This window comes from Arthrobacter sp. 131MFCol6.1 (genome assembly GCF_000374925.1).
Taxonomy (GTDB): domain Bacteria; phylum Actinomycetota; class Actinomycetes; order Actinomycetales; family Micrococcaceae; genus Arthrobacter.
This window is the reverse complement of sequence record NZ_KB895546.1, coordinates 129719-152906: the sequence shown is the minus strand read 5'-3', so window position 1 is coordinate 152906 and position 23188 is coordinate 129719. Positions and strand designations below refer to the sequence as shown.

The 23188-nt window shown below is 67.3% G+C and carries 20 protein-coding genes and 1 tRNA gene; 18 read left to right on the top strand and 3 right to left on the bottom strand.

Annotation, left to right across the window (positions count from 1 at the left end; genetic code table 11):
* The first annotated feature begins 108 nt into the window (after window positions 1-108).
* The 18 genes from C566_RS0112780 to C566_RS0112695 all read left to right on the top strand — a co-directional run bounded on the left by C566_RS0112780 (window position 109) and on the right by C566_RS0112695 (window position 19962).
* A complete protein-coding gene (locus tag C566_RS0112780; RefSeq protein WP_018774741.1) occupies window positions 109-1812 on the top strand; it encodes an ABC transporter ATP-binding protein in 1704 nt (567 codons plus the stop codon).
* Entirely contained in the window at window positions 1805-3205 is a 1401-nt protein-coding gene (locus tag C566_RS0112775; RefSeq protein ID WP_018774740.1) for an ABC transporter permease, read from the top strand. Before C566_RS0112780 ends, C566_RS0112775 begins: the two co-directional genes overlap by 8 nt.
* Window positions 3202-4518 (top strand): ABC transporter permease, encoded by a 1317-nt coding sequence (locus tag C566_RS0112770; protein WP_018774739.1) that lies wholly within the window; start codon window positions 3202-3204, stop codon window positions 4516-4518. Before C566_RS0112775 ends, C566_RS0112770 begins: the two co-directional genes overlap by 4 nt.
* A gap of 2 nt (window positions 4519-4520) precedes the next feature.
* On the top strand, window positions 4521-4925 hold the full coding sequence (locus tag C566_RS0112765; RefSeq protein ID WP_018774738.1) for a cytidine deaminase: 405 nt from the start codon (window positions 4521-4523) through the stop codon (window positions 4923-4925).
* Window positions 4922-6253 (top strand): thymidine phosphorylase, encoded by a 1332-nt coding sequence (locus tag C566_RS0112760; protein ID WP_018774737.1) that lies wholly within the window; start codon window positions 4922-4924, stop codon window positions 6251-6253. The genes C566_RS0112765 and C566_RS0112760 overlap by 4 nt, the downstream gene beginning before the upstream one ends.
* Before the next feature lie 178 nt (window positions 6254-6431).
* Window positions 6432-7067 carry a DedA family protein gene (locus C566_RS0112755; RefSeq protein ID WP_018774736.1) on the top strand — a complete coding sequence of 212 codons (636 nt, stop codon included), beginning with the start codon at window positions 6432-6434 and terminating at the stop codon, window positions 7065-7067.
* A gap of 156 nt (window positions 7068-7223) precedes the next feature.
* Complete coding sequence (locus C566_RS0112750; RefSeq protein WP_018774735.1) at window positions 7224-7943, top strand: DedA family protein; 720 nt, start codon at window positions 7224-7226, stop codon at window positions 7941-7943.
* A gap of 32 nt (window positions 7944-7975) precedes the next feature.
* Window positions 7976-9142: an adenosine deaminase gene (locus tag C566_RS0112745; RefSeq protein WP_018774734.1), complete on the top strand. Its 1167-nt coding sequence runs from the start codon at window positions 7976-7978 to the stop codon at window positions 9140-9142.
* 175 nt (window positions 9143-9317) lie between these two features.
* Entirely contained in the window at window positions 9318-9911 is a 594-nt protein-coding gene (locus tag C566_RS0112740; protein WP_018774733.1) for a MazG nucleotide pyrophosphohydrolase domain-containing protein, read from the top strand.
* Window positions 9912-10115: 204 nt separating this feature from the next.
* Complete coding sequence (eno, locus tag C566_RS0112735) at window positions 10116-11396, top strand: phosphopyruvate hydratase (protein WP_018774732.1); 1281 nt, start codon at window positions 10116-10118, stop codon at window positions 11394-11396.
* An 86-nt stretch (window positions 11397-11482) separates the two neighbouring features.
* Entirely contained in the window at window positions 11483-12247 is a 765-nt protein-coding gene (locus tag C566_RS0112730) for an FtsB family cell division protein (RefSeq protein WP_018774731.1), read from the top strand.
* 66 nt (window positions 12248-12313) lie between these two features.
* The gene (locus C566_RS0112725; RefSeq protein ID WP_018774730.1) at window positions 12314-13120 is read left to right on the top strand and encodes a DUF501 domain-containing protein; all 807 of its coding nucleotides are present in this window, start codon (window positions 12314-12316) and stop codon (window positions 13118-13120) included.
* A complete protein-coding gene (locus C566_RS0112720; protein ID WP_018774729.1) occupies window positions 13117-14100 on the top strand; it encodes a Ppx/GppA phosphatase family protein in 984 nt (327 codons plus the stop codon). The genes C566_RS0112725 and C566_RS0112720 overlap by 4 nt, the downstream gene beginning before the upstream one ends.
* A 65-nt stretch (window positions 14101-14165) precedes the next feature.
* Window positions 14166-15578 carry a S8 family serine peptidase gene (locus C566_RS0112715; RefSeq protein WP_043466865.1) on the top strand — a complete coding sequence of 471 codons (1413 nt, stop codon included), beginning with the start codon at window positions 14166-14168 and terminating at the stop codon, window positions 15576-15578.
* A gap of 38 nt (window positions 15579-15616) precedes the next feature.
* On the top strand, window positions 15617-17134 hold the full coding sequence (locus tag C566_RS0112710; protein ID WP_018774727.1) for an NAD(P)/FAD-dependent oxidoreductase: 1518 nt from the start codon (window positions 15617-15619) through the stop codon (window positions 17132-17134).
* Between the two features lie 125 nt (window positions 17135-17259).
* Window positions 17260-18204: an N-acetyltransferase gene (locus tag C566_RS0112705; protein ID WP_018774726.1), complete on the top strand. Its 945-nt coding sequence runs from the start codon at window positions 17260-17262 to the stop codon at window positions 18202-18204.
* A gap of 32 nt (window positions 18205-18236) precedes the next feature.
* Window positions 18237-18310, top strand: a tRNA-Leu gene (locus C566_RS0112700).
* 302 nt (window positions 18311-18612) lie between these two features.
* Complete coding sequence (locus tag C566_RS0112695; RefSeq protein ID WP_018774725.1) at window positions 18613-19962, top strand: ABC transporter substrate-binding protein; 1350 nt, start codon at window positions 18613-18615, stop codon at window positions 19960-19962.
* A 393-nt stretch (window positions 19963-20355) separates the two neighbouring features.
* On the opposite strand, the gene C566_RS0112690 is transcribed toward C566_RS0112695, so the two are convergent.
* The 3 genes from C566_RS0112690 to C566_RS0112680 are packed head-to-tail and all read right to left on the bottom strand — an operon-like array spanning window position 20356 to window position 23188.
* Complete coding sequence (locus C566_RS0112690; protein WP_018774724.1) at window positions 20356-21129, bottom strand: ABC transporter ATP-binding protein; 774 nt, start codon at window positions 21127-21129, stop codon at window positions 20356-20358.
* The gene (locus tag C566_RS0112685; RefSeq protein WP_018774723.1) at window positions 21126-22223 is read right to left on the bottom strand and encodes an ABC transporter ATP-binding protein; all 1098 of its coding nucleotides are present in this window, start codon (window positions 22221-22223) and stop codon (window positions 21126-21128) included. Before C566_RS0112685 ends, C566_RS0112690 begins: the two co-directional genes overlap by 4 nt.
* Window positions 22220-23188: a branched-chain amino acid ABC transporter permease gene (locus C566_RS0112680; protein ID WP_018774722.1), complete on the bottom strand. Its 969-nt coding sequence runs from the start codon at window positions 23186-23188 to the stop codon at window positions 22220-22222. Before C566_RS0112680 ends, C566_RS0112685 begins: the two co-directional genes overlap by 4 nt.

Here is a 23188-nt window from a genome sequence, read left to right as displayed (position 1 = left end):
TTTTCGTTGCGGCCCTTAGTGCCCCAGACCCCAGGCACTAAGCTGGTGCTGCAGCGCCCCTACGCGTCCGGACCAAGCCTTCCGGACACCTCGAGATTGGTCAGAGTTTTGAAACTTGAACTCAAGGGCATTACCAAACGCTTCGGCTCCCTGGTAGCGAACGATCACATCGATGTGGTTGTTGAACCCGGGCAGATTCACTGTCTGCTCGGTGAGAACGGCGCTGGCAAGTCCACGCTGATGAACGTCCTCTACGGACTGTACGAGCCCACAGAGGGCGAAATCCTTATTGACGACAAACCGGTCACGTTCCGCGGCCCGGGAGACGCCATGGCGGCAGGTATCGGCATGGTGCACCAGCACTTCATGCTGGTCCCCGTCTTCACCGTCGCGGAGAACGTCGCCCTGGGAGCGGAGACCACCAAGACCGGCGGATTCCTGGACCTCGATGACACCCGCCGGAAAATCCGGGAGATCTCCGACCGGTACGGGTTCGACGTCGACCCCGACGCGCTGATCGAAGACCTCCCCGTGGGCGTGCAGCAGCGCGTGGAGATCATCAAGGCATTGGTCCGCGACGCCAAGGTGCTCATCCTCGATGAGCCCACGGCCGTGCTGACCCCGCAGGACACCGACGAGCTGCTGGACATCATGCGCCAGCTCAAGAGCCACGGCACCTCGATCGTCTTCATTTCCCACAAGCTGCGTGAGGTGAAGGCCGTTTCGGACACCATCACCGTCATCCGCCGCGGCAAGGTAGTGGGCTCGGCCGATCCCGGCGCCTCGACCACCGAGCTGGCGTCCATGATGGTGGGCCGGGCCGTGAGCCTGACCCTGGACAAGGCTCCCGCCAATCCGCAGGAGACCACCTTCGAGGTCAAGGACCTCACCGTCATCGCCCCCAACGGCCAGCACGTGGTGGACGGCATCAGCTTCGGAATCGCCCGCGGCGAGATCCTCGCGGTCGCCGGCGTCCAGGGCAACGGCCAGACGGAACTGACCGAGGCCATTTTGGGCCTGCACGACAGGGTCCACGGCTCGATCGCCCTCGACGGCGAAGAACTCGTGGGCCGCAGCGTCAAGGAGGTCCTCAACGCCGGGGTCGGGTTCGTCCCGGAAGACCGTTCCCTCGACGGGCTGATCGGCACGTTCTCCATCGCCGAGAACCTGATCCTGGACCGCTACGACCAGGCGCCGTTCGCCAAGGGCATCAGCATGAGCCCCGCCAGGGTCCTGGAGAACGCCAAGACCCGGATCGCAGAATTCGACGTCCGCACCCCGTCCGGCTCACTCGCGGCCGGAACCCTGTCCGGCGGCAACCAGCAGAAGGTCGTCATGGCCCGGGAGCTCTCCCGGCCGCTGCGGCTCTTCATCGCCTCCCAGCCCACCCGCGGCGTGGACGTGGGCTCCATCGAGTTCCTGCACAAGCGCATCGTCGCGGAGCGGGACCACGGCACGCCCGTCATGATCGTCTCCACCGAACTGGACGAGGTGATTGAACTCGCCGACCGGATTGCCGTGCTGTACAAGGGCCGGCTGGTCGGGATCGTCCCGGCCGGCACCGGACGCGACGTCCTGGGCCTGATGATGGCCGGGGTTTCCCCGGACGAGGCCCAGGCCGACGCCGCAGGCAGGCACCCCGCTCGATCCCTTTCTGAAAACCCGGCCGCGAACGCAGCTGAAAAACCGGCCGCGAACGCAGCAAAAAATCCGGCCGGCACCCCCGCAACGAAGCCGGCCACGAACCCGGCCCCCGCCGCCCCGTCCGTGCAGGAGCCCGGCTCCGGCGCCGTAGGAGACCCCCATGAGTGAGAACACCGAGCCGCGGCCCGCGGCCGCACCGGACCCGGACCGGCTTCCGGCATCGCAGACCACCGACGTGGAGCCTGAGCCGCTCGAGGACGATGCAGACTTCGTCACCGTGCTGGACACCGCGGGCGGCGCCCACCAGCCATCGGCCGTTCCGGTCTCCACCCAGAGCGGATCCCTTCCCGGTGCGCCGGAAGAGGAATCGCTGCTGCGCAAGATCTTCACCGGCAACGGCATCGTGACCATCCTGGCGGTGCTGCTCGCACTGATCCTGGGCGGCCTGCTCATCGCCATGACGGACAAGGTAGTCGGGACCACGGCGGGCTATCTCTTTGCCCGGCCCAGTGACTTCCTCACCGCCGTCTGGTCCGCCGCCACCGAATCGTACGTCGCCCTCTTCCAGGGCGCGGTCTTCAACCCCCGCGGAAACGGTGTGGCCGGACAGTTCGCCCCCCTCATGGAGACGCTGACCATCGCCACCCCGCTGATCACCGCGGGCCTCGGCGTCGCCCTGGCCTTCCGCGCGGGTCTGTTCAACATCGGTGCGCAGGGCCAGATCATCATGGCCGGCATCCTCGCCTCGTGGGTCGGCTTCGCGCTGCACCTGCCGCTGGGGCTGCACCTGCTGCTGGTCCTGGTGGCCGGCGTCATCGGCGGCGCCGTCTGGGGCGGCATCGTCGGTGTGCTCAAAGCCCGGACAGGCGCCCACGAGGTCATCGTGACCATCATGTTCAACTACATCGCGCTCTATTTCCTGCGCTACCTGCTCGACACGGACTTGTTCCAGCGTCCGGGAGAGACCACCCCGATTTCCCCCATCCTGGACCCCAACGCCGTGTACCCGCTGCTCTTCGGCAGCCAGTACCGGCTGCACGTGGGCTTCCTGCTGGCCATTGCGGCCACCTTCTTTGTTTCGTGGCTGCTGAACCGCTCCACCCTTGGGTTCGAGTTCCGCGCCGTCGGGGCGAACCCCAAGGCGGCCCTGACGGCCGGCATCAACGTCTCCCGGGCCACGATCCTGGTGATGACCATTGCCGGTGGCCTGGCCGGCCTGGCCGGCGTGGCGCAGGTGGCAGGCACCGAAAAGGTCCTGACCGATGGTGTCGCGGCATCCTACGGCTTTGACGCGATCACGGTCGCGCTGCTGGGACGGTCCTCGCCGTGGGGCACCTTTGCCGCCGGCCTGCTGTTCGGAGCTTTCCGCGCAGGCGCCGTCCAGATGCAGATCCAGACCGGAACCCCGATCGACATCGTGCTCGTGGTCCAGTCGCTCATCGTGCTGTTCATCGCGGCGCCGCCCCTGGTCCGGGCGATCTTTGGACTCAACCCGCGCAAGAAGAAGGCCGCGACCGCCGGCAAAACCAAGCAGGCCGCAACCACCGGAGGTGCCGCATGAGCACAACAGCAACCTCGCCCGTTGAAGGAAAACCCCAGCCGGAGAAGAACCACAAGCCGGCGGTGTCCGCCAAGCCCGTAACCTGGAAGCTGCCGGTCACGCTGATGGTGCTGGCCACCATCGCTTTCATCTTCTTCGGACTTCTGGGCCCGCAGGGAACCGCCAAGTTCGGCATTTCCTCCGGCGGCGACTTCTTCCAGCTCCCCGCGATACAGGTTCCCGCGTTCCTGTCCGGCATTGTGCTCTCCCTGATCCTGCTGGTTCTCGCGGGCTACGCCTTGGTCCTGAAGGCAAGAGCGAACCGGCGGCCCCCGCGCTGGCTGCCGGCCGTGTTCACTGTCGTGTTCGTGGTCGCCTTCCTGATCTGGGTGGTCGGCGGCGCCCGGACCCCCAGCATTTCGCTGGCCGGCCTCATCGCCGGATCCGTGACCCTCGCCGTGCCGATCGTCTTCGGCTCACTGTCCGGTGTGCTGTGCGAACGGGCCGGCGTGGTCAACATCGCCATCGAGGGCCAGCTCCTGGGCGGAGCCTTCACGGCCGCGCTCGTCGCCAGCGTGACCCACAACCCCTACCTGGGCCTGGTCGCGGCGGCCGTGGCCGGCGCCCTCGTCTCGATGGTGCTGGCGCTGTTCGCCATCAAGTACGTGGTCAACCAGATCATCGTCGGCGTCGTGCTCAACGTCCTGGTCTCCGGGCTCACCGGCTTCCTGTTCAGCACCGTGATGCAGTCCGATCCCGAGAAGTACAACTCACCCGGCGAGCTGCCCATCATCGACATCCCGGTCCTGTCCAGCATCCCCGTGATCGGGCCGATCCTCTTCAAGCAGTCCGTGGTGGGCTACCTGATGTACGTTGCAGTCATCGTGATCTGGGTCGCGCTGTTCAAGACGAAGTGGGGCCTGCGCGTCCGTGCCGTGGGCGAGCACCCGCAGGCGGCCGACACCCTGGGCATCAAGGTCAACGCGACCCGCTTCTGGAACGTCACGCTCGGCGGCGCCGTCGCCGGGATCGGCGGATCGTTCTTCACCCTCGTGGCGATCGACAGCTTCACCAAGGAAATCTCCGGCGGGCGCGGCTTCATTGCCCTCGCCGCCATGATCCTGGGCCGCTGGAACCCGATCGGGGCGTTCTTCGCCGCGCTGCTGTTCGGCTTCGCCGACAACCTGCAGAGCATCGTGACGATCATCGGCACCCCGGTGCCCAGCCAGTTCATGGCCATGCTGCCGTACGTGGTGACCGTGTTTGCCGTGGCCGGCCTCGTCGGCCGCTCCCGGCCGCCGGCCGCCGACGGCATACCGTACATCAAGGGCTGAGAATGGACAGCACCGACGTCGACTGGGCAGCACTCGAAGCCGCGGCAGTGTCCGCCATGAAGAACGCCTATGCGCCGTACTCGAAGTTTCCGGTGGGGGCCGCGGCCCTCACCGGAGACGGGCGGATCGTCAGCGGCTGCAACGTCGAAAACGCCAGCTACGGGCTGACCCTGTGCGCCGAGTGCGCCCTGGTGGGCAACCTGCAGATGACCGGCGGGGGACTGCTCCGCGCCTTCTACTGCGTCGACGCCGGCGGGAATGTCCTCATGCCGTGCGGGCGCTGCCGCCAGCTGCTCTACGAATTCCGGGCTCCGGACATGGAGCTCATGACCACGCAGGGAATCAAGACCATGGACCAGGTCCTTCCCGATGCCTTTGGCCCCCAACACCTGGAGGAACCCCGGTGACACAAACGACACAGAACCCCAACAACACTGAAGCGTTCGACGCCGTCGACATCATCCGCATCAAGCGGGACAAGGGTGTGCTCAGCCCGGCCCAGATCGACTGGACGATCGATGCGTACACCCGCGGCGCCATCGCCGACGAACAGATGGCCGCCCTGAACATGGCCATCCTGCTCAACGGCATGGACCGGGCCGAAATCTCCCGCTGGACGGCGGCCATGATCGCCTCCGGCGAGCGGATGGACTTCTCCAGCCTGCGCCGGCCCGACGGCGGCGTGAAGGCGACGTCGGACAAGCACTCCACCGGCGGCGTCGGGGACAAGATCACCCTGCCGCTGGCGCCCCTGGTGGCGGTATTCGGCGTGGCGGTGCCGCAGCTCTCGGGCCGCGGACTCGGCCACACCGGCGGCACCCTGGACAAGCTCGAAGCCATCCCGGGCTGGCGTGCGGCCCTGAGCAATGAGGAAATGATGGCCCAGCTCCAGGACGTCGGCGCGGTCATTTGCGCGGCCGGCGCCGGACTGGCCCCGGCGGACAAGAAGCTCTACGCGCTCCGCGATGTCACCGGGACCGTGGAAGCCATCCCGCTGATCGCCTCCTCGATCATGAGTAAGAAGATCGCCGAGGGCACCGGCTCGCTGGTGCTCGACGTCAAGGTGGGCAGCGGCGCGTTCATGAAGGACGAGGCCCGCGCCCGCGAACTGGCCGAAACCATGGTGGCCCTGGGCAAGGACGCCGGCGTCAATACGGTGGCCCTGCTCACCAACATGAACACGCCCCTGGGCCTCACCGCGGGCAACGCGATCGAGGTCGAGGAATCCGTGGAGGTCCTCGCCGGCGGAGGCCCGGACGACGTCGTCGAACTCACCGTGCGGCTCGCGGAGGAAATGCTGGCGTGCGCCGGCATCCGCGACGCCGATCCCCGGGCAGCACTCCGGGACGGCCGGGCCATGGACGTCTGGAACCGGATGATCCAGGCCCAGGGCGGAGACCCGCGTGCCAAGCTCCCGGTCGCCAAGGAATCCGAGGTCATCTACGCCCCGGCCGACGGCGTCCTGGTGGAGCTGGACGCGATGGCCGTCGGCGTCGCTGCCTGGCGGCTCGGCGCCGGACGCGCCCGCAAGGAGGACCAGGTCCAGGCCGGTGCCGGGGTGCGGATGCACGCCAAGCCCGGCGCCACGGTCAAGGCGGGCGAACCGCTCATGACCCTCCTGACGGACACCCCGGAGAAGTTCGAGCGTGCCAAGGAAGCGCTCGAACACGCCGCCGTGATCGCTCCCGAGGGTTCCCGGCCCGCCCAGAAGCTCATCATCGACCGCATCGCCTAAGCCCGTTGCCCTATCACTTATGGTCCCCAAACCCTTGGGATAACAGCCGTACGTGATAGGGCAACGACGGCGAAGGCCGGCGGTACACTGACTCCACAGCAGTACCCGTCAAGCGCAGGCCCGGCTCCGGCCGAGCCTGCGCTTGGATCGATCTGGCCCCGCCGCGCGTTAGGAAGCTGTGCAGGCAATCAACGACTTCATCCTCGCCGCCGCAGGGCAACCCTGGGTCCTGGTCCTGGTTTTTGCCTGCTGCGTGATCGACGGCTTCTTCCCCCCGATTCCGAGCGAATCGGTGGTGGTGGGCCTGGCTGCAGTCGCCGCCACCGCGGGCGTCCCCAGCCCTCTGCTCCTGATCGCTACGGCTGCCGCAGGGGCACTAGTGGGCGACAACATGGCCTACCTGATCGGCCGCGGGACCGGAACCCGGCGCTGGGGATGGCAGCGCGGCCCGCGCATGCAGGCGGCCTTCCGCTGGGCCGGCCGGGAACTGCGGAAACGGCCTGCCTCACTGATCCTCGTGGCACGCTTCGTCCCGATCGGACGGGTGGCCGTAAACCTGACCGCCGGTGCCACCCACTACCCGTGGCGCAGATTCGTCAGCCTGACGGTGCTCTCGGCGCTGCTGTGGGCCGGCTACTCGGTGGGGATCGGCCTGACTGTTGGTCCGTGGTTTGAGAAGAACCACGTGCTGGGCGCGGCCATTGCGATCGTCTGCGCCGTCGTCCTGGGCGTCGTCCTGGACCGCGTGATCAGCAGGGTGCGCGGCCGGGCGCCGGAGGAACCGACGCATTCCGCGCCCCCCGTCGAGTCCTAGGCGGATTGGCCCTGCCCATGGGACACTTAGGAGCGATTTGGGTCACGTTTGTTGGCCGCACGTCGTGCAAAGTTTCGTCCATGGTTCTACCCACTGTCATCGCGAGTATGTTACGGCTTAGTTGTCCGTTCCCAGTCATCAAGGAGCACCACCTGCATGGAGTTCATTAACGAGGCCGTGCTCCATGCCGCCGGCCAGTGGTGGATCTACCCACTACTGCTGGTTTTCTTCTTCGTGGACGGCTTCGCGATGGTGGTCCCCAGCGAGACCCTGATCGTTGCCCTGGCGGCGTACTCCGTGCACAGCGGCCAGCCCAACCTGTGGGTCCTGGGCCTCACGGCGCTCGTGGGAGCCATGGCCGGCGACAACATGGCCTACATGCTCGGCCGCAAGATTGGCCTCGAGCGGTTCCGCTGGATGCGCAAGCCAAAGGTCCAGAAGGTCTTCGGCTGGGCACACTACGAACTTGAGAAGCGCGGCGCCGTCCTGATCTTCACCGCGCGGTACATCCCCTGGGGCCGCGTCGCCGTCAACTACGTGGCAGGCACGACGGCGTTCCCGCACCGGAGATTCTTCTTGCTGGACGCCTTCGCGTGCCTCACCTGGGTGACCTACTCGATCGGCATCGGCGTCCTGGCCAGTTCCTTCCCGTGGCTGCACCACAACCCGCTGCTCAGCGCGGGCATCGCAGTGGTATTCGCCATTGTGCTCGGTGTCCTCATCGACCACCTCCTGCGCTGGTGGCACAAACGCCTGGGTCGCCACGACGCCGAGGTCGTGGACGAATGGCTCGACGGCGGGCCCACCCACCAACCGGGCGCCGCAGTTCCTGCACCGATGATCGCCTCCGGTGATGCCGAGGCCGGCAGAAAGTAGCGTCCCGCGCGCTCCGACCCTATGGTTGGAACGTGACTGAGACTATTCCTGACGCTGCCCCTGACCTCGACTTCGACCTGAAGGGCCTTCCCAAGGTTTCCCTTCACGACCACCTGGACGGCGGACTCCGCCCGGCCACCATCATTGAACTTGCTGAGGCTGTCGGCCACACGCTGCCGTCCACGGACCCCGTCGCGCTGGGGGAGTGGTTCCGCGAATCCGCAGACTCCGGCTCCCTGGTCCGCTACCTCGAGACCTTCGACCACACCATCGCCGTGATGCAGACCAAGGAGGGCCTGTTCCGCGTCGCGAAGGAATTCGTCGAAGACCTGGCCGACGACGGCGTCGTGTACGGCGAAGTGCGCTGGGCGCCCGAGCAGCACCTGCAGCAGGGCCTGAGCCTGGACGACGTGGTCGAAGCCGTGCAGGCGGGCCTCGAAGCCGGCGTGGACGCCGTGGCCGAGACCGGCCGCGATATCCAGGTGGGCCAGCTCATCACCGCCATGCGCCACGCCGACCGCGGCCAGGAGATCGCCGAACTGGCGGTCCGCCACCGCAACAACGGCGCCGTCGGCTTCGACATCGCCGGCGCCGAGGACGGGTTCCTGCCGTCCCGCTTCAAGGACGCCTTCACCTACCTGGCCCAGCACAACTTCCCGGCCACCGTCCACGCCGGCGAAGCCGCCGGCCTGGAAAGCATCCAGTCGGCACTCGTCGACGGCCGGGCCCTGCGCCTGGGCCACGGCGTCCGGATCGCCGAGGACGTCACGATCGAATTCGAAGAGGACGAAGACGCCGCCGACGCCGAAGGCTTCGACGACACCGTCAACGACACCATCGGCATGGTGACCCTGGGCGAGCTCGCCAGCTGGGTCCGCGACCGTGGCATCGCCCTGGAGATCTGCCCCTCCTCCAACCTGCAGACCGGCGCCATTGCCGGCTTCGGTGAGGGCATCGAAAGCCACCCGCTGGACATGCTCTACCAGCTCGGCTTCAACGTCACCATCAACACCGACAACCGGCTCATGAGCGGCGTGACGCTGACCGACGAGTTCGAACTCCTGGTCGAGACGTTCGACTACGACCTCGATGACCTGCTGGAGCTGACGCTGAACGCGGCCGAGGCCGCCTTCCTGCCCCTCGAGGAGAAGGAAGCACTGGTCGAATACATCAACGAGGCCTACGCCGATCTTGGCTAACGAGGACACAACACCCATCCAAGGGCTGGTTGGGCCCACAGCGGCAGGGGTCCCCGGCCGAGCTTGCGAGGTCCAGGGGCTGGTTGGGCCCACAGCGGCAGGGGTCCCCGGCCGAGCTTGCGAGGTGGGGGAGCTGCTGGGGACGATTGCGGCCCTGCGCGAGCATTGCCCCTGGATGGGTGCCCTCACCCACGAGTCCCTCGTGGAGTACCTCCTGGAGGAGGCCTACGAGGTCGCCGAGACCATCGAGACCGGCGCCGGCGAGGCGGAACTGCAGTCTGAACTGGGGGACGTCCTCTTACAGGTGGTCCTCCACGCCCGGCTCGCCGAGGAACGCGGCGCCTTTGACCTGGGCGACGTCGCCCGCGGCCTGAGGGCCAAGATGATCCGGCGCAACCCGCACGTTTTCCGGCCCGACGGCTCGCTGCAGGATTCCTTCCCGGCAACGGTGGAGGAGATCGTCCTGAAATGGGATGCCGTCAAGAAAGCCGAGAAACCCGAACGCGGCCACGTCTTCGACGGCGTTCCCGCCTCCCTTGGCGCCCTCGCCCGGGCCCAAAAGCTCCTGGACCGGGCCGAACGGGCGGGTCTGGCGGCGGCTGCCGCCGAAACCGCCGTCGACCTCCCGGCCGCCGAGGAGGAACTCGGCGACCTGCTGTTCGGGATCGTGGCCGCTGCCCGGGCCGGCGGGCTCGACGCCGAACGCGCCCTCCGCGGCGCCCTGCGCCGTTTCCAGGACAGTGCCGGCCCCAGGCCATCGGCACAATAGCGCCGGCAGGCTAGAGTCGGCACGATAGCGGCGGCACACCAGCATCGCCATCATGACGTCCGGGGATTGGATAGGTTTCCGTAACTTATCCCGCTCTCGACTACGCTAGTAGCGACGACGACGTCGGCTTTTTCAGCTTGATGTACAGCCAGAGTCCAAGCAGTCAGATTCCCTGCAGATCGCTTCACCCAAAGGAGCATATCCATGGCGCTTATCGATGCCATCCACGCCCGCGAAATCCTCGATTCCCGTGGCAACCCGACCGTAGAAGTTGAAGTCCTGCTCTCGGACGGCCAGATCGGCCGCGCAGCAGTTCCCTCCGGCGCTTCCACCGGCGAGCACGAGGCCGTTGAACTTCGCGACGGCGACAAGGGCCGCTACCTCGGCAAGGGCGTCCAGAAGGCCGTCGACGCGGTCATCGACCAGATCGCCCCGGCCCTGACCGGCTTCGACGCGACCGACCAGCGCAGCATCGACCAGGCCATGATCGACCTGGACGGCACCCCCAACAAGGGCAAGCTCGGCGCCAACGCCATCCTGGGCGTGTCCCTGGCCGTGGCCAACGCCGCCGCCGCCTCCGCTGACCTGCCGCTGTACAAGTACCTGGGCGGGCCCAACGCGCACGTCCTCCCCGTGCCGCTGATGAACATCCTCAACGGCGGCTCGCACGCCGACTCCGACGTGGACATCCAGGAATTCATGATCGTCCCGATCGGCGCCGAGACCTTCTCCGAAGGCCTGCGCTGGGGCGTCGAGGTCTACCACAACCTCAAGTCCGTCCTGCAGGCCAAGGGCCTGTCCACCGGCCTGGGTGACGAGGGCGGCTTCGCGCCGAACCTGCCGTCCAACCGTGCCGCCCTGGACCTGATCCAGGAAGCCATCAAGAACGCCGGCTACACCCCGGGCAAGGACATCGCCCTGGCCCTGGACGTCGCCTCCTCCGAGTTCTTCAAGGACGGCGCGTACCAGTTCGAAGGCAAAGCACTTTCCGCCACCGAGATGAGCGCCTACTACGCCGAGCTCGTGGCCGACTACCCGCTCGTTTCCATCGAGGACCCGCTGGATGAGAACGACTGGGAAGGCTGGAAAACCCTCACCGACACCATCGGCGACAAGGTCCAGCTCGTGGGCGATGACCTTTTCGTCACGAACCCGGCCATCCTGCAGCGCGGCATCGACACCAAGACCGCGAACTCGCTGCTCGTCAAGGTCAACCAGATCGGTTCCCTGACCGAGACCCTGGATGCCGTGTCGCTGGCCCAGCGTGCCGGCTACACCACCATCACCTCGCACCGCTCCGGCGAAACCGAGGACACCACCATTGCTGACATCTCCGTTGCCACCAACGCGGGACAGATCAAGACCGGTGCCCCGGCACGCTCCGAGCGCGTGGCCAAGTACAACCAGCTGCTGCGCATCGAAGAGGAACTCGACGACGCCGCACGCTACGCCGGCCGAAGCGCCTTCCCGCGTTTCAAAGGCTAGTTAGCCGCGAAAACCGGTAACCGGTGGCTATGGTTGAAAGACCATGGCCACCGGTTCTGTTTTTGGTCCGCTTTTGAAGGAGTGACATGGCTACCCGACGCCCCAATGTTCCCCGGGCTACGCCTGCCGCCAAGGCTGCGGCTGCCAAGGCTGCGGCCACGGGTCTGGGGGCAGCAGCCGACGGCGGCGAGGTCATCCAGGCGGACTTTGGCGGCTCCCGCAGCGGCGCGGCGGCGACGCCGGCCGGTGCTGCGCCTGCCTCGCCCCGGGCGTCGACCCCCACAGGCAAGCCGGCCCCCGGCGGTTCCGGCGCCTCTCCCGCCAAACCCCGTGCCGCAGCAGCCCCGGCAGGAGCACCGGCAAAGCCCGCGACCCGCCCCGCCGGCAAGGCCGACGGGAATACCGGCGGCACGAACCCGGGCCGGACCGCCGCAGGGGGTCCGGACGAGTCCCTCGACCCTGTGCCCGCCAAAGCGTTCTCGGGCCGGCTGCTTGCCCTGGGCGTGGTCATGATTGCCATCACCATCCTGCTGGCCCCCACGGTCAAGATCTTCCTGGACAAACGCGCCGAAATCGCCGCCCTGCAGGCCGACATCGCGGCCAAGCAGACCAAGCAGGAGGACCTCAAACGCCAAGTGTCGCGGTGGCAGGATCCCAACTATGTGAAACAGCAGGCCCGCGACCGCATTAACATGGTTATGCCCGGAGAGACGGGCTACTGGGTATTCGGCAGCGATCTTCCTGCCGCGCAGTCCGGTGGCGCCGCGGGTGCAGCATCAGCACAAGACCCGGCCAACCTGCCCTGGGTGGACGCCCTCTGGGAGTCCGTCAGGCGATCGGCAACAGACTAGAAGCGGCGCCCGCCGCAGGGATTGTCCCGCGGACAATCCGGAACAGGGCAGGAAGGTGCCACTCCCGTGGACGAGAACCGAGTGGACCAGAACCGAGAAGCAGAGAACGACGAGCGGGCCAGGACGACGGCGCCACGGCACAGGGCAGACGCACCGGAGAGCTCCCGCCAGCCGTCGCCGCACGACCTCGAGGTCCTCAGCCGCCAGCTGGGCAGGCCCGTGCGGGACGTCGTCGAAATCCCGGCCCGCTGCGTCTGCGGAAACCCGCTCGTCGCCGCCACCTCGCCGCGGCTCAGCAACGGGACGCCGTTCCCCACCACGTTTTACCTCACCCACCCGGTGATCACGTCGGCGGTCTCGCGGCTGGAAGCCGCCGGGCTGATGAACGAAATGAACGACCGGCTCGCTGCCGACGCCGGCCTCGCGGCCCGGTACCGGTCCGCCCACGAGGCATATCTGTCCTCCCGAGCCGAGATCGGCGCGCGCTCCGGCATCGGGGCCGTTCCCGAAATCGACGGCGTCTCCGCCGGCGGAATGCCGACCCGCGTCAAATGCCTGCACGTGCTCGTCGGGCATTCGCTGGCCGCCGGCCCGGGCGTGAACCTGCTCGGGGATGAGACGATCGCGGCCATCGCCGAATGGTGGACCGTGGAGCGCTGCTACTGCGACGGCGCCTGGGACACCGGCGGGGAGGCCCCGTCCCGGGACCTCAGCCGCCATGGACCCCAGGGCCTGCCGGAGATCGTGGGCCGGCCCGCGCCGGTCCGCAAGTCCCGCAGTGACGCCGCCGGCGCCGCTGACACGGCCGCCACCGCCGGGGCCGCTGACACGGCCGCCACCGCCGGCGCTGCCGGCACGGGGGAGTCCCAGTGACCCGGGTCGCGGCCGTAGACTGCGGCACCAACTCGATCCGCCTGCTGATCGCAGATGTGGACACGGCTGTGAGCGCAGATGCGGGCGCAGGCGGCGCAACAGGGCAGGCCACGCCGCGGCTGACCGACATCGTGCGGGAAATGCGCGTGGTCCGGCTGGGCCAGGGCGTGGACTCCACGGGTGAACTGGCCCAGGAAGCGCTTGAGCGCACCTTCGCCGCGACCCGCGACTACGCTGCCCTGATCCGCGAGCACGGCGCCGAAAGGGTGCGCTTCGTGGCCACCTCCGCCACCCGCGATGCCCGCAACCGCCAGGTCTTCGTCGACGGCATCCGCGACATCCTCGGCGTCGAACCCGAGGTGATCACCGGCGACGAGGAAGCCGCACTGTCCTTCGCCGGCGCCAGCAGTGTCCTGCCCTCCCGCGGGGAGGAGCCCGTGCTGGTGGTGGACCTCGGCGGCGGAAGCACGGAGTTCGTGCTGGGCAACGCCGACGGCGTCATCGCCGCCCGCTCGGTCGACGTCGGCTGCGTCCGGATGACCGAACGGCACCTGCGCAGCGATCCGCCCACTGCGGAGCAGATTGCCGCAGCAGAGGCCGACGTCGACGCCGCCATCAGCGAGGCGGCACAGACCGTTCCGCTGGAACGCACCACCGCCGTCGTCGGCGTGGCCGGCTCCGTCACCACCATCACGGCGCATGCGCTGCGCCTGCCGGAGTATTCGCCGACCGCGATCCATGGCACCGAACTGGACCTGGACGCGGTCCGGAAGGCCTGCACCGAGCTGCTGGAAATGACCCGGGAGGAGCGGGCCGCGCTGCCGTACATGCACCCCGGGCGGGTGGACGTGATCGGCGCCGGTGGCCTCGTTTGGCGGCGGGTCCTGCAGCGCGTGGCCGAGGCCACCGGCGGGCGCATCACCACGGCCGTGAGCAGTGAACACGATATTCTTGACGGAATTGCCCTCAGCATCCGATGATCCCGCCCCAGCAGTTGTGCCCAGCGCGCGACCGTGCCGCTGGTGCATCCGCCGATAGGACCTGAATGACCAGAGCAACAGCCCGGCGCCGCCGGACCGCCTCCGCGTTGATGGCCTTGGCCCTCGCCGGCGGGGCCTCCACGGCGGCGCTGACCCTGGCCGCGCCCGCCTACGCCGACTCCTGGCGGGACAAGGAATACTGGCTTGCCGAATCCGGCATCACCAAAGCCTGGGACGTTTCCAAGGGGGCCGGCGTCAAGGTCGCCGTAATTGACAGCGGCGTGGACGGCCGGCATCCGGATTTGGGCGGCGTGCTCGCCGGCGGCGCAGACATTTCCGGCGCCGGCAAGGCCAACGGCCAGGGGAGTATCGGCGCCAAACCCGAACACGGCACCCTCGTGGCCACCATGCTCGCCGGGCGAGGGCATCAGCCGCCCGAGGCCACTCCCAAACCGAGCGCCAGCGCAACTGGCTCTCCAGTCGGCCCGGCCGTTGGTCCGGAAGGCGTCGTCGGTGTCGCCCCGGAAGCCCAGCTGCTGTCCGTCTCCACTTGGCTCGGTTCCGCCAACCCGGGCGGCAAGAGCGACCAGGACCAGATCCCGGAGGCAGTGCGGTGGGCCGTCGACAACGGCGCCCGCGTCATCAACATCTCCCTCGGCAGCACGTCGCCGGAATGGCCGCAGAGCTGGGACGCGGCATTCCTCTACGCCGAACAGAAGGACGTCGTGATCGTCGCCGCGGCGGGCAACCGGGTGGGCGGCAACGTCCAGGTCGGCGCCCCGGCCACGATCCCCGGTGTCCTGACCGTTGCAGGCCTGGACCGCACGGGCGCGGCCAGCATCGACTCCTCCTCGCAGGGCATCAGCATCGGCGTCGCAGCTCCCGCCGAGGACCTGGTCGGCGGCATGCCCGGCGGCGGCTATGCCGACTGGGCAGGCACCTCCGGAGCCACGCCGATCGTTTCCGGCGTCGCGGCCCTCATTCGTTCCAAATGGCCCGAGATGTCCGCGAGCCAGGTCATCAACCGGATCGTCACCACGGCCAAGGACGCCGGTGCGCCAGGGAAGGATCCGCTTTACGGCTTCGGCGTGCTGAATGCCGAGGCCGCGCTCAAGGCCGACGTCCCGGAGACCAAAGTCAATCCGCTGGGGTCCATTTCGGACTGGATCCGGGTCCACCGGCGCGGAAACCTCGCCACGACCGCACCTGCTGCGGAGTCCGCGCCTTCCAGCGCCGCGCCCACCCTGCCCGAAGCGACCGTGCCCGTCGCTGAGAAGCCGTCCCAGCTGGACAGTGCCGTGCCTGCCGCGGTGGTCCTGGGCTTCGGTTCCCTGCTCGTGGGAATCATTGTGGCCGCCGCCTTCCAGCTGCGGGCCGCCATGCGCACGCCGCCAAAGGACGGGCCGGAGGGACCGGAGGGGCCCGGCAGGGCCGAGCCCGAGGCCGTCAATCCGGTGGACTCCAGCAAGCCGTCATAGTTAGTGAAGGTTTTCACAAACTACTGTATTCTTGAGGTATGGCATCCTCCCTTCAGCTCCAGGACCGTCCCCGGGTACTCGTCGTCGGCGGCGGGTACGTCGGCCTGTATGTAGCCCTCAAACTTCAGAAAAAGATCGCGAATGCAGGTGGCATCGTCACCCTCGTGGATCCGCTGCCCTACATGACCTACCAGCCCTTCCTGCCGGAAGTTGCCGGCGGCAACATTGAGGCGCGCCACGCAGTCGTCTCGCACCGCCAGCACCTGAAGCAGACTGAACTCATCCAGGGCCGCGTCACCTCGATCGACCACGCCAACCGCACGGCAGTGGTCGCACCCTCCGACGGTGGCGACACCTTCGAGATTCCCTACTTCGACGTCGTGCTGGCCGCTGGCGCCATCACCCGCACGTTCCCGATCAAGGGCCTCGCGGACAAGGGCATCGGCCTGAAGACCATCGAAGAAGCCGTCGCCCTGCGCAACAAGGTTCTCGAGCGGATCGAGACCGGTTCCCTCATGACGGACCCCGTTGAGCGCGCCCGCGCCCTGACGTTCGTCGTCGTCGGCGGCGGCTTCGCCGGCATCGAGTGCATCACCGAAATGGAAGACCTGGCCCGCGCCGCAGTCAAGAACAACCCGCGCGTCAAGCAGGAGGAAGTCCGCTTCGTCCTGGTCGAGGCGATGGGCCGCATCATGCCCGAGGTCACGGCACCGCAGGCCGAATGGGTCGTCGAACACCTCCGCAGCCGCAGCATCGAGGTCCTGCTGAACACCTCCCTGGACAACGCCGAGGGTTCCCTGAAGCTCATCAACCTCCCGGACAAGAGCCCGGCCCAGGAATTCGAGACCGACACCCTGGTCTGGACTGCCGGTGTGCAGGCCAACCCGATGGTCCGCTCCACCGACTTCCCGCTCGAGCCGCGCGGCCGCGTCCGCGTCCTGGCCGACCTGCGTATCTCAGGCGACGAGGGCATCATCGAGAACGCCTGGGCCGCCGGCGACGTCGCTGCCGTCCCCGACCTCACGGGCAGCGGCCTGCCGGACGGCACTTGCGTGCCGAACGCCCAGCACGCGCTGCGCCAGGCCAAGCGCCTGGCCAAGAACCTGTGGGCCTCCCGCTGGGACAAGCCGCTCAAGGACTACAAGCACAAGAACCTGGGCGCCGTCGCCGGCTTCGGCGAATGGAAGGGCGTGGCGAACATCAACCTGGTTGGCCGCATCGGCCTCAAGGGCCCGCTGGCCTGGCTGGCACACCGTGGCTACCACGGCATGGCCATCCCCACCGTGGAGCGCAAGATCCGCGTGATCTCCGGCTGGATCTGGGCCTTCTTCCTGGGCCGCGACACCACGCAGCTGATGGACCTGGACAACCCGCGCGGCGCCTTCGTGGCCGCGGCGACGCCGGCCCCGAAGCCTGCCGCTGCTCCTGTTGCAGGCACACCTGCGGACACTGCGAAGAACGACACTGCGAAGAACGACACTGCGAAGAACGACACTGCGAAGAACGACACTGCCAAGAACAACACCAAGGAAGCTGTTCCGGCCGACTCCAAGTAGCCTGATCCGAGCCTTCGACGGCGGCCGTTCCCCTCAGGGGGAGCGGTCGCCGTTTTCGTGGCGGGCAGCCGCCGCAGGGCGCCGGGAGCGAACAGGAGCGCAGGACCCGCGCCTAGACTGGCTCCATGACAGCTGAAAAGGACCTGCACGCCCTCCTGGCCACCATGCACCCTGAACTGCGCGAGGGCGAATACGTCTACGCCCTGTGGCCGCACGGCAAGCCCCTGGCCGGGGCAATCTCGGCTGCCGTCCGTGAGGCGGAAGGGCTGACCGTCGTGCTGCCGCGGAAGGAAGCGGACAGCCTGGGGCTCTCCTACGACTTCGTCGCGGCCTGGATCACGCTTCAGGTGCACTCTTCGCTGGAGGCGATCGGCCTGACGGCAGCCGTCAGTGCCGCCCTGACCGAGGCGAAGATCAGCTGCAACGTCCTGGCCGGCTTCCACCATGACCACCTGCTGGTGCCGGTGGCGGATGCCGAACGGGCTTTGGAGGTACTGCACGAACTCGTCTCGGCCAACGGGGAGCACAAGCCGGCACCGGAGCTCGTGCTGCGCAGCGAGGAACCAGCGGACCGTCCCGCCATCCTCGCCCTCACCGCCGCCGCGTTTGCCATCTCGCCCGCCTCCGGGGAGCACGTCGACGGCGAACCCGAGGAGGTGAAGCTGCTGGCCCGGCTGTTCGAGTGCCAGGAATACCTGCCGGCGTTCAGCATCGTTGCGGAACTCGACGGCGAAATCGTGGGGCATGTGATCAGTACCCGCGGTTGGGTGGGCGAGCTGGAGCTGCTCGGGCTCGGGCCGATCGGGGTGGTGCCGCGGCTGCAGCGCCACGGCATCGGCACCGCGCTCATGAACGAGACCGTGGCGCGGGCCAACACCGCGGGGGAGCGGGGGATTGCGCTGCTGGGCAGCCCCGAGTATTACTCCCGCTTCGGCTTTGTTCCGTCCACGTCGCTCGGGGTGGCGCCGCCGGAGGCGGGCTGGGCCGCGCACTTCCAGCTGCTGCCGCTCGCCGTCTGGCCCGGCGGCGTGAGCGGCACCTTCCGCTACGCAGACCCTTTCGCGGGCTGATCCGCCCGGCGACGGGATACCATTGACCGGGCGCCCCAGTAGCCCAATTGGCAGAGGCAGCGGACTTAAAATCCGCGTGTTGTGGGTTCGAGTCCCACCTGGGGCACTGTGTTACGCGCCGCGCTAAGGCGCCCCCGCGGCCGAGCGGACTGACCCTCGGCGACCCCTGGCCCGGCCCACGGACTGGCCCCTCGGCGTTCCCTGGCCCTCCGGCCATTCCGGGCTGTCGCCCCCGCCAAAAAACGTTCACAGCAACCGTCCAGATTTCCTCTATGCAACGAGTGTTATAAGGATGTGACCGTAGTCACTTATTTTCACGTCGAAATTGCACTAGCTTGAAGTGGAATCAGGAACACCTGATCTTTCGCGTCAAAGGCCGTTCGCACCTTTAGATCGAGGAGCTTGTACATGACTTCACTCCCCCGGGTTGCGCCCCGCGTCGCTAAGCTCACAGTGCTTAGCCTCGGCGTCGCCCTTCTGGCTACGGCTTGTGGCGGTTCCCCCGCCCCGAGTTCGTCGGGATCCAGCTCAGCCGCGGCCGCGGGAATCGCGTGCCCGGCACCCAGCGCCACCGGTGGCGGTACCAGCGCCGCCGGCGAGGCGGGCACTGTCCCCGCTTCTGCCACCACCACGCCCACACCCCTGAAGATCGGCTCGCTCCTGCCGACGACGGGTTCGCTGGCCTTCCTCGGCCCGCCCGAAATTGCAGGTGTCAACCTCGGCATCAAGGAGGTCAACGATGCAGGCGGCGTCCTGGGCAAGCCGGTAGAGGTCATCCACCGCGACTCCGGCGACACCAAGACCGACATCGCCACCCAGTCCACCACGGCACTGCTCGGACAGGGCGTCAGCGCAATCGTCGGCGCAGCCTCCTCGGGTGTCTCCAAGACCGTGATCAACCAGATCACCGGCGCCGGCGTCGTCCAGTTCTCCCCGGCCAACACCTCCCCGGACTTTACGGCGTGGGATGACAAGGGCCTCTACTGGCGCACCGCCCCCTCGGACGTGCTCCAGGGCAAGGTCCTCGGCAACTACATGGCCACCTGTGGCGCCCAGACGGTCGGCATGATCGTCCTGAACGACGCCTACGGAACCGGTCTTGCAAAGAACGTCCAGTCCGCTTTCGAGGCGGCCGGCGGCAAGGTTGTTGCCCAGGAGCTCTTCAATGAAGGCGATTCCCAGTTCAGCAGCCAGGTGGACAAGGTTCTCGCCGCCAAGCCGGATGCCATTGCCCTGATCACCTTCGACCAGGCCAAGAGCATCGTCCCGCTGATGACGGGCAAGGGCGTCAAGCCCACCCAGATCTTCATGGTGGACGGCAACATGTCCGACTACAGCAAGGACTTCCAGGCGGGCACCCTGAAGGGCGCACAGGGCACCATCCCGGGCACCTTCGCCAAGGAAGACTTCAAGAAGAAGCTCCTGGCGATCGACCCGGCGCTGAAGGACTACAGCTACTCCGGTGAGTCCTACGACGCCGTGAACCTGATCGCACTCGCTGCCGAGGCCGCCAAGAGCACCAAGGGCACCGATATCGCAGCCCAGCTCAAGGCAGTCTCTGAAGGCGGGGATAAGTGCAACACGTTCCCGACCTGCGTCACCCTGCTCCGCAACGGTAAGGACATCGACTACGACGGCCAGTCCGGCCCCGTAACGTTCTCCGACGCCGGCGACCCGACGGAAGCCTACATCGGCATCTACGAGTTCCAGGATGACAACACCTACAAGCCGGTCAAGGAAGAATTCGGCAAGCTGTAAGCCGCTTCCCACCGACACACAAGAGACCCCCGTCCAGTCCGGACGGGGGTCTTTTGCGTCCGGGGGGGAGTCGGGGAGGGGCCGTGCGAGTCGACGGCGTCACGCACGGCAGGCTTTGGGTGTGCAGAGGAACGCCCGCCTCCGGAAGTCCAGCTACGCCCGCAAGGTGCCCGCCCTAACTCCGCGCTGCGTGACGCCGTCGCCGTTCTGCGGGGGGAGCACAGGGGTGGTGCGGGGGGAGTGGTGCGGGGGGAGTGGTGCGGACGCTGCGTGACGCCGTCGTAGGCTGCGGAGGCGTGGTCGGGAGGACTGGGCCCTAACAGGCACCGCCGGGCACGCAAAGGGGCCGCCACCGGCTGGTGACGGCCCCTGAGGGGATACTGCCCGAAGTGCTTATTCGACAGTGTCGGCTAGCGTCCCCAGGTAGAGCTGGATGACCTTGGGATCCTTCATGAGTTCCCGGCCAGTACCGGTGTACGCGTCCTTGCCCTGGTCCAGCACGTAGGCGCGGTCGCAGATCTGCAGGCAGCGGCGCGCGTTTTGCTCCACCATGATGACGGAGACGCCGGCCCGGTTGATCTCGTGGACCCGGAGGAAGGTCTCATCCTGCTTGACAGGGGAGAGGCCCGCGGAGGGCTCATCGAGCAGCAGTACGGCCGGGTCCATCATGAGGGCCCGCCCCATCGCGACCATCTGGCGTTCGCCGCCGGAGAGCGAGCCCGCCCGCTGGGCGCGCCGTTTGGCGAGCTCCGGAAACAGTTCGGAGACGAAGTCGAACCGCTTGGCGAAGTCCTTGGGCCGCTGGAACATGCCCATCTGCAGGTTTTCCTCGATGGTCAGGGCGGCGAACACGTTGTTGTTCTGCGGAACGAAGCCGACGCCCTTGCTGACCAGCTTGTTGGCCTTGAGCCCGGTGATGTCCTGCCCGCGGACCACCACCGAGCCGGAGTGGACCTTGACCAGGCCAAACATGGCCTTCAGCAGCGTGGACTTGCCGGCGCCGTTGGGGCCGATAATGCCGATCAGCTCACCCTTGCGGGCCTCGATGCTGCAGCCGTTGAGGATATTGACGCCGGGGATGTAACCAGCCACCAGATCGGTGACCTTCACGACCGAGTCGCCATCGAAGGCGGGCTGGGCGGACGGTGCCGCGCTGGTGGCGCTCATTCTGTTTCCTTCTCTGTGCGGTTCGGCTCTTCGGCGCGGTTCGGCTCGCCTGCGCTGCGGCGGCCGCGCGTCCCGTTCGGCGCCGCCTCCTCCTCCGCCTCGGTGGCGAGGATGTCGGCGGAGATGATGCCGGCGTTTTCGGTGCCGACAATCGATTCCTCGTCAGCGACCAGCTCCGCGGCCAGTTCCTTGATGCCCTCGGCGTCGCCGAGATCGACGTCGTGGTGGGCGCCGAGGTAGGCGTCGATCACGGCGGGGTTCTTCATGACCTCGGCGGGAGGCCCTTCCGCCACGATCTTGCCCTCTGCCATCACGACCACCCAGTCGGCGATGTGGCGGACCATGTTCATGTCGTGCTCGACGAACAAGACCGTCATGCCCTCGGCCTTGAGGTTCTTGATGTGGTCCAGCAGCGACTGTGTCAGCGCCGGGTTGACGCCGGCCATGGGCTCGTCGAGCATGACCAGCTTGGGCCGGACCATCAGGGAGCGGGCCATCTCCAGCAGCTTGCGCTGCCCGCCGGACAATGACGCCGCGTAGTCGTCCCTCTTGGCGTCCAGTTTGAACTTCTCCAGCAGCCCGTTGGCTTGCTGGGTGATCGTCTTTTCCTGGCCGCCCCAGATGCCCTTGAACAGGGCCTTGGACAGCCGTTCGCCGGACTGGTTAGAGGCGCCGAGGCGCATGTTCTCCATGACGGTGAGCTTGCCCATCACCTTGGTGAGCTGGAACGTGCGCACCATTCCCATCCGGGCGACCTTGTAGGAGGAGACACCGGCGATGTTGTTGCCCTCGAACTGCCATGTACCCGAGTTCGGGGTGTCGAATCCCGTCAGCAGGTTGAACAAGGTGGTCTTGCCGGCGCCGTTGGGGCCGATCAGTGCGGTGATCTTGTGCCGCGGGATCTCGAGGTACTGGACGTCGACGGCGTTGATGCCGCCGAAGCTGCGGGTGACGTTCTCCGCCACCACGATCGGATCACGCTTCTTGCAACCGGGCGCGATCTCGCCGGCGGCGATCGGACGGGTGTCCGTCATGTAGTCGATTTCTTCCGACCTGCGGGTTTCGTCCCGTGACTCTTCGCTTGGAATGCTCATGCGAATGCCAGCTCCTTCTTATTGCCGAGAACGCCCTGGGGCCTGAAGATCATCAGCAGCATGAGCGCCACGCCGACCAGGATGTAACGCAGCTGCCCGGCCTGGACCGTGTTCAGCCACGTGATGGTGCCGGACTCGATCAGGCCATAGAGGATGCCCTGGGTGAGCGAGAGCACCACCCAGAAGATCATGGCGCCGACCACAGGACCGAGCACGGTGCCGAGCCCGCCGAGCAGCAGGCAGGTGTAGAGGAAGAACGTCAGTTCCGTGCCGTAGTTGGCCGGCTGCACCGCACCGCGGGGAATCGTGAAGATCATGCCTGCCAGTGCACCGAGCGCGCCGCCGATGATGAGGGACTGCATCTTGTAGGCGTACACGTTCTTGCCGAGCGAGCGGACGGCGTTCTCGTCCTCGCGGATGCCCTTGAGCACACGGCCCCAGGGGCTGCGCATCAGCAGCCAGACCAAGGTGCAGAAAATGGCCACGACTGCCCAGGCGACCACTCGGATGAAGAAGTCGCGGTTGTTCATGCCAACGTAGGTTCCCGGCGGGAAGGGGTTCATCGCGTAGAAATCGCCCTCAAAGGCGGCAAGGCCGTTGGCCGAACCGGTGATGGCGGTCAGCTGGTTGGTCGTGACGATGTACCGCACGATTTCGGCCGCCGCGATGGTCACGATGGCCAGATAGTCCGCCCGCAGCCGCAGCGTCGGGATGCCCAGCAGCAGGGCGAAGATGGCGGAGGCCACGACGGCGACGAGCAGTCCGACGAAGAACGGCACATGGAACGTCAAGGTGGAGATGGCGAAGCCGTAGGCCCCCACCGCCATGAAGCCTGCCTGGCCGAAGTTGAGCAGGCCGGTGTAGCCGAAGTGAACCGCGAGGCCGAGGGTGGCCAGGGCATAGGCAGCTGTCGTCGGGCTGAAGAGCTCGCCGGCGGCGCTGGAAAATATGAATCCGAAATCCAT

Bases quoted from the DNA above. Each gene is read 5' to 3' on its own strand.
- C566_RS0112775 (WP_018774740.1), top strand. From the start codon at position 1,805: ATGAGTGAGAACACCGAGCCGCGGCCCGCGGCCGCACCGGACCCGGAC.
- C566_RS0112770 (WP_018774739.1), top strand. From the start codon at position 3,202: ATGAGCACAACAGCAACCTCGCCCGTTGAAGGAAAACCCCAGCCGGAG.
- C566_RS0112765 (WP_018774738.1), top strand. From the start codon at position 4,521: ATGGACAGCACCGACGTCGACTGGGCAGCACTCGAAGCCGCGGCAGTG.
- C566_RS0112750 (WP_018774735.1), top strand. From the start codon at position 7,224: ATGGAGTTCATTAACGAGGCCGTGCTCCATGCCGCCGGCCAGTGGTGG.
- C566_RS0112740 (WP_018774733.1), top strand. From the start codon at position 9,318: ATGGGTGCCCTCACCCACGAGTCCCTCGTGGAGTACCTCCTGGAGGAG.
- eno (WP_018774732.1), top strand. From the start codon at position 10,116: ATGGCGCTTATCGATGCCATCCACGCCCGCGAAATCCTCGATTCCCGT.
- C566_RS0112730 (WP_018774731.1), top strand. From the start codon at position 11,483: ATGGCTACCCGACGCCCCAATGTTCCCCGGGCTACGCCTGCCGCCAAG.
- C566_RS0112715 (WP_043466865.1), top strand. From the start codon at position 14,166: ATGACCAGAGCAACAGCCCGGCGCCGCCGGACCGCCTCCGCGTTGATG.
- C566_RS0112710 (WP_018774727.1), top strand. From the start codon at position 15,617: ATGGCATCCTCCCTTCAGCTCCAGGACCGTCCCCGGGTACTCGTCGTC.
- C566_RS0112705 (WP_018774726.1), top strand. From the start codon at position 17,260: ATGACAGCTGAAAAGGACCTGCACGCCCTCCTGGCCACCATGCACCCT.
- C566_RS0112695 (WP_018774725.1), top strand. From the start codon at position 18,613: ATGACTTCACTCCCCCGGGTTGCGCCCCGCGTCGCTAAGCTCACAGTG.
- C566_RS0112690 (WP_018774724.1), bottom strand. From the start codon at position 21,129: ATGAGCGCCACCAGCGCGGCACCGTCCGCCCAGCCCGCCTTCGATGGC.
- C566_RS0112685 (WP_018774723.1), bottom strand. From the start codon at position 22,223: ATGAGCATTCCAAGCGAAGAGTCACGGGACGAAACCCGCAGGTCGGAA.
- C566_RS0112680 (WP_018774722.1), bottom strand. From the start codon at position 23,188: ATGGATTTCGGATTCATATTTTCCAGCGCCGCCGGCGAGCTCTTCAGC.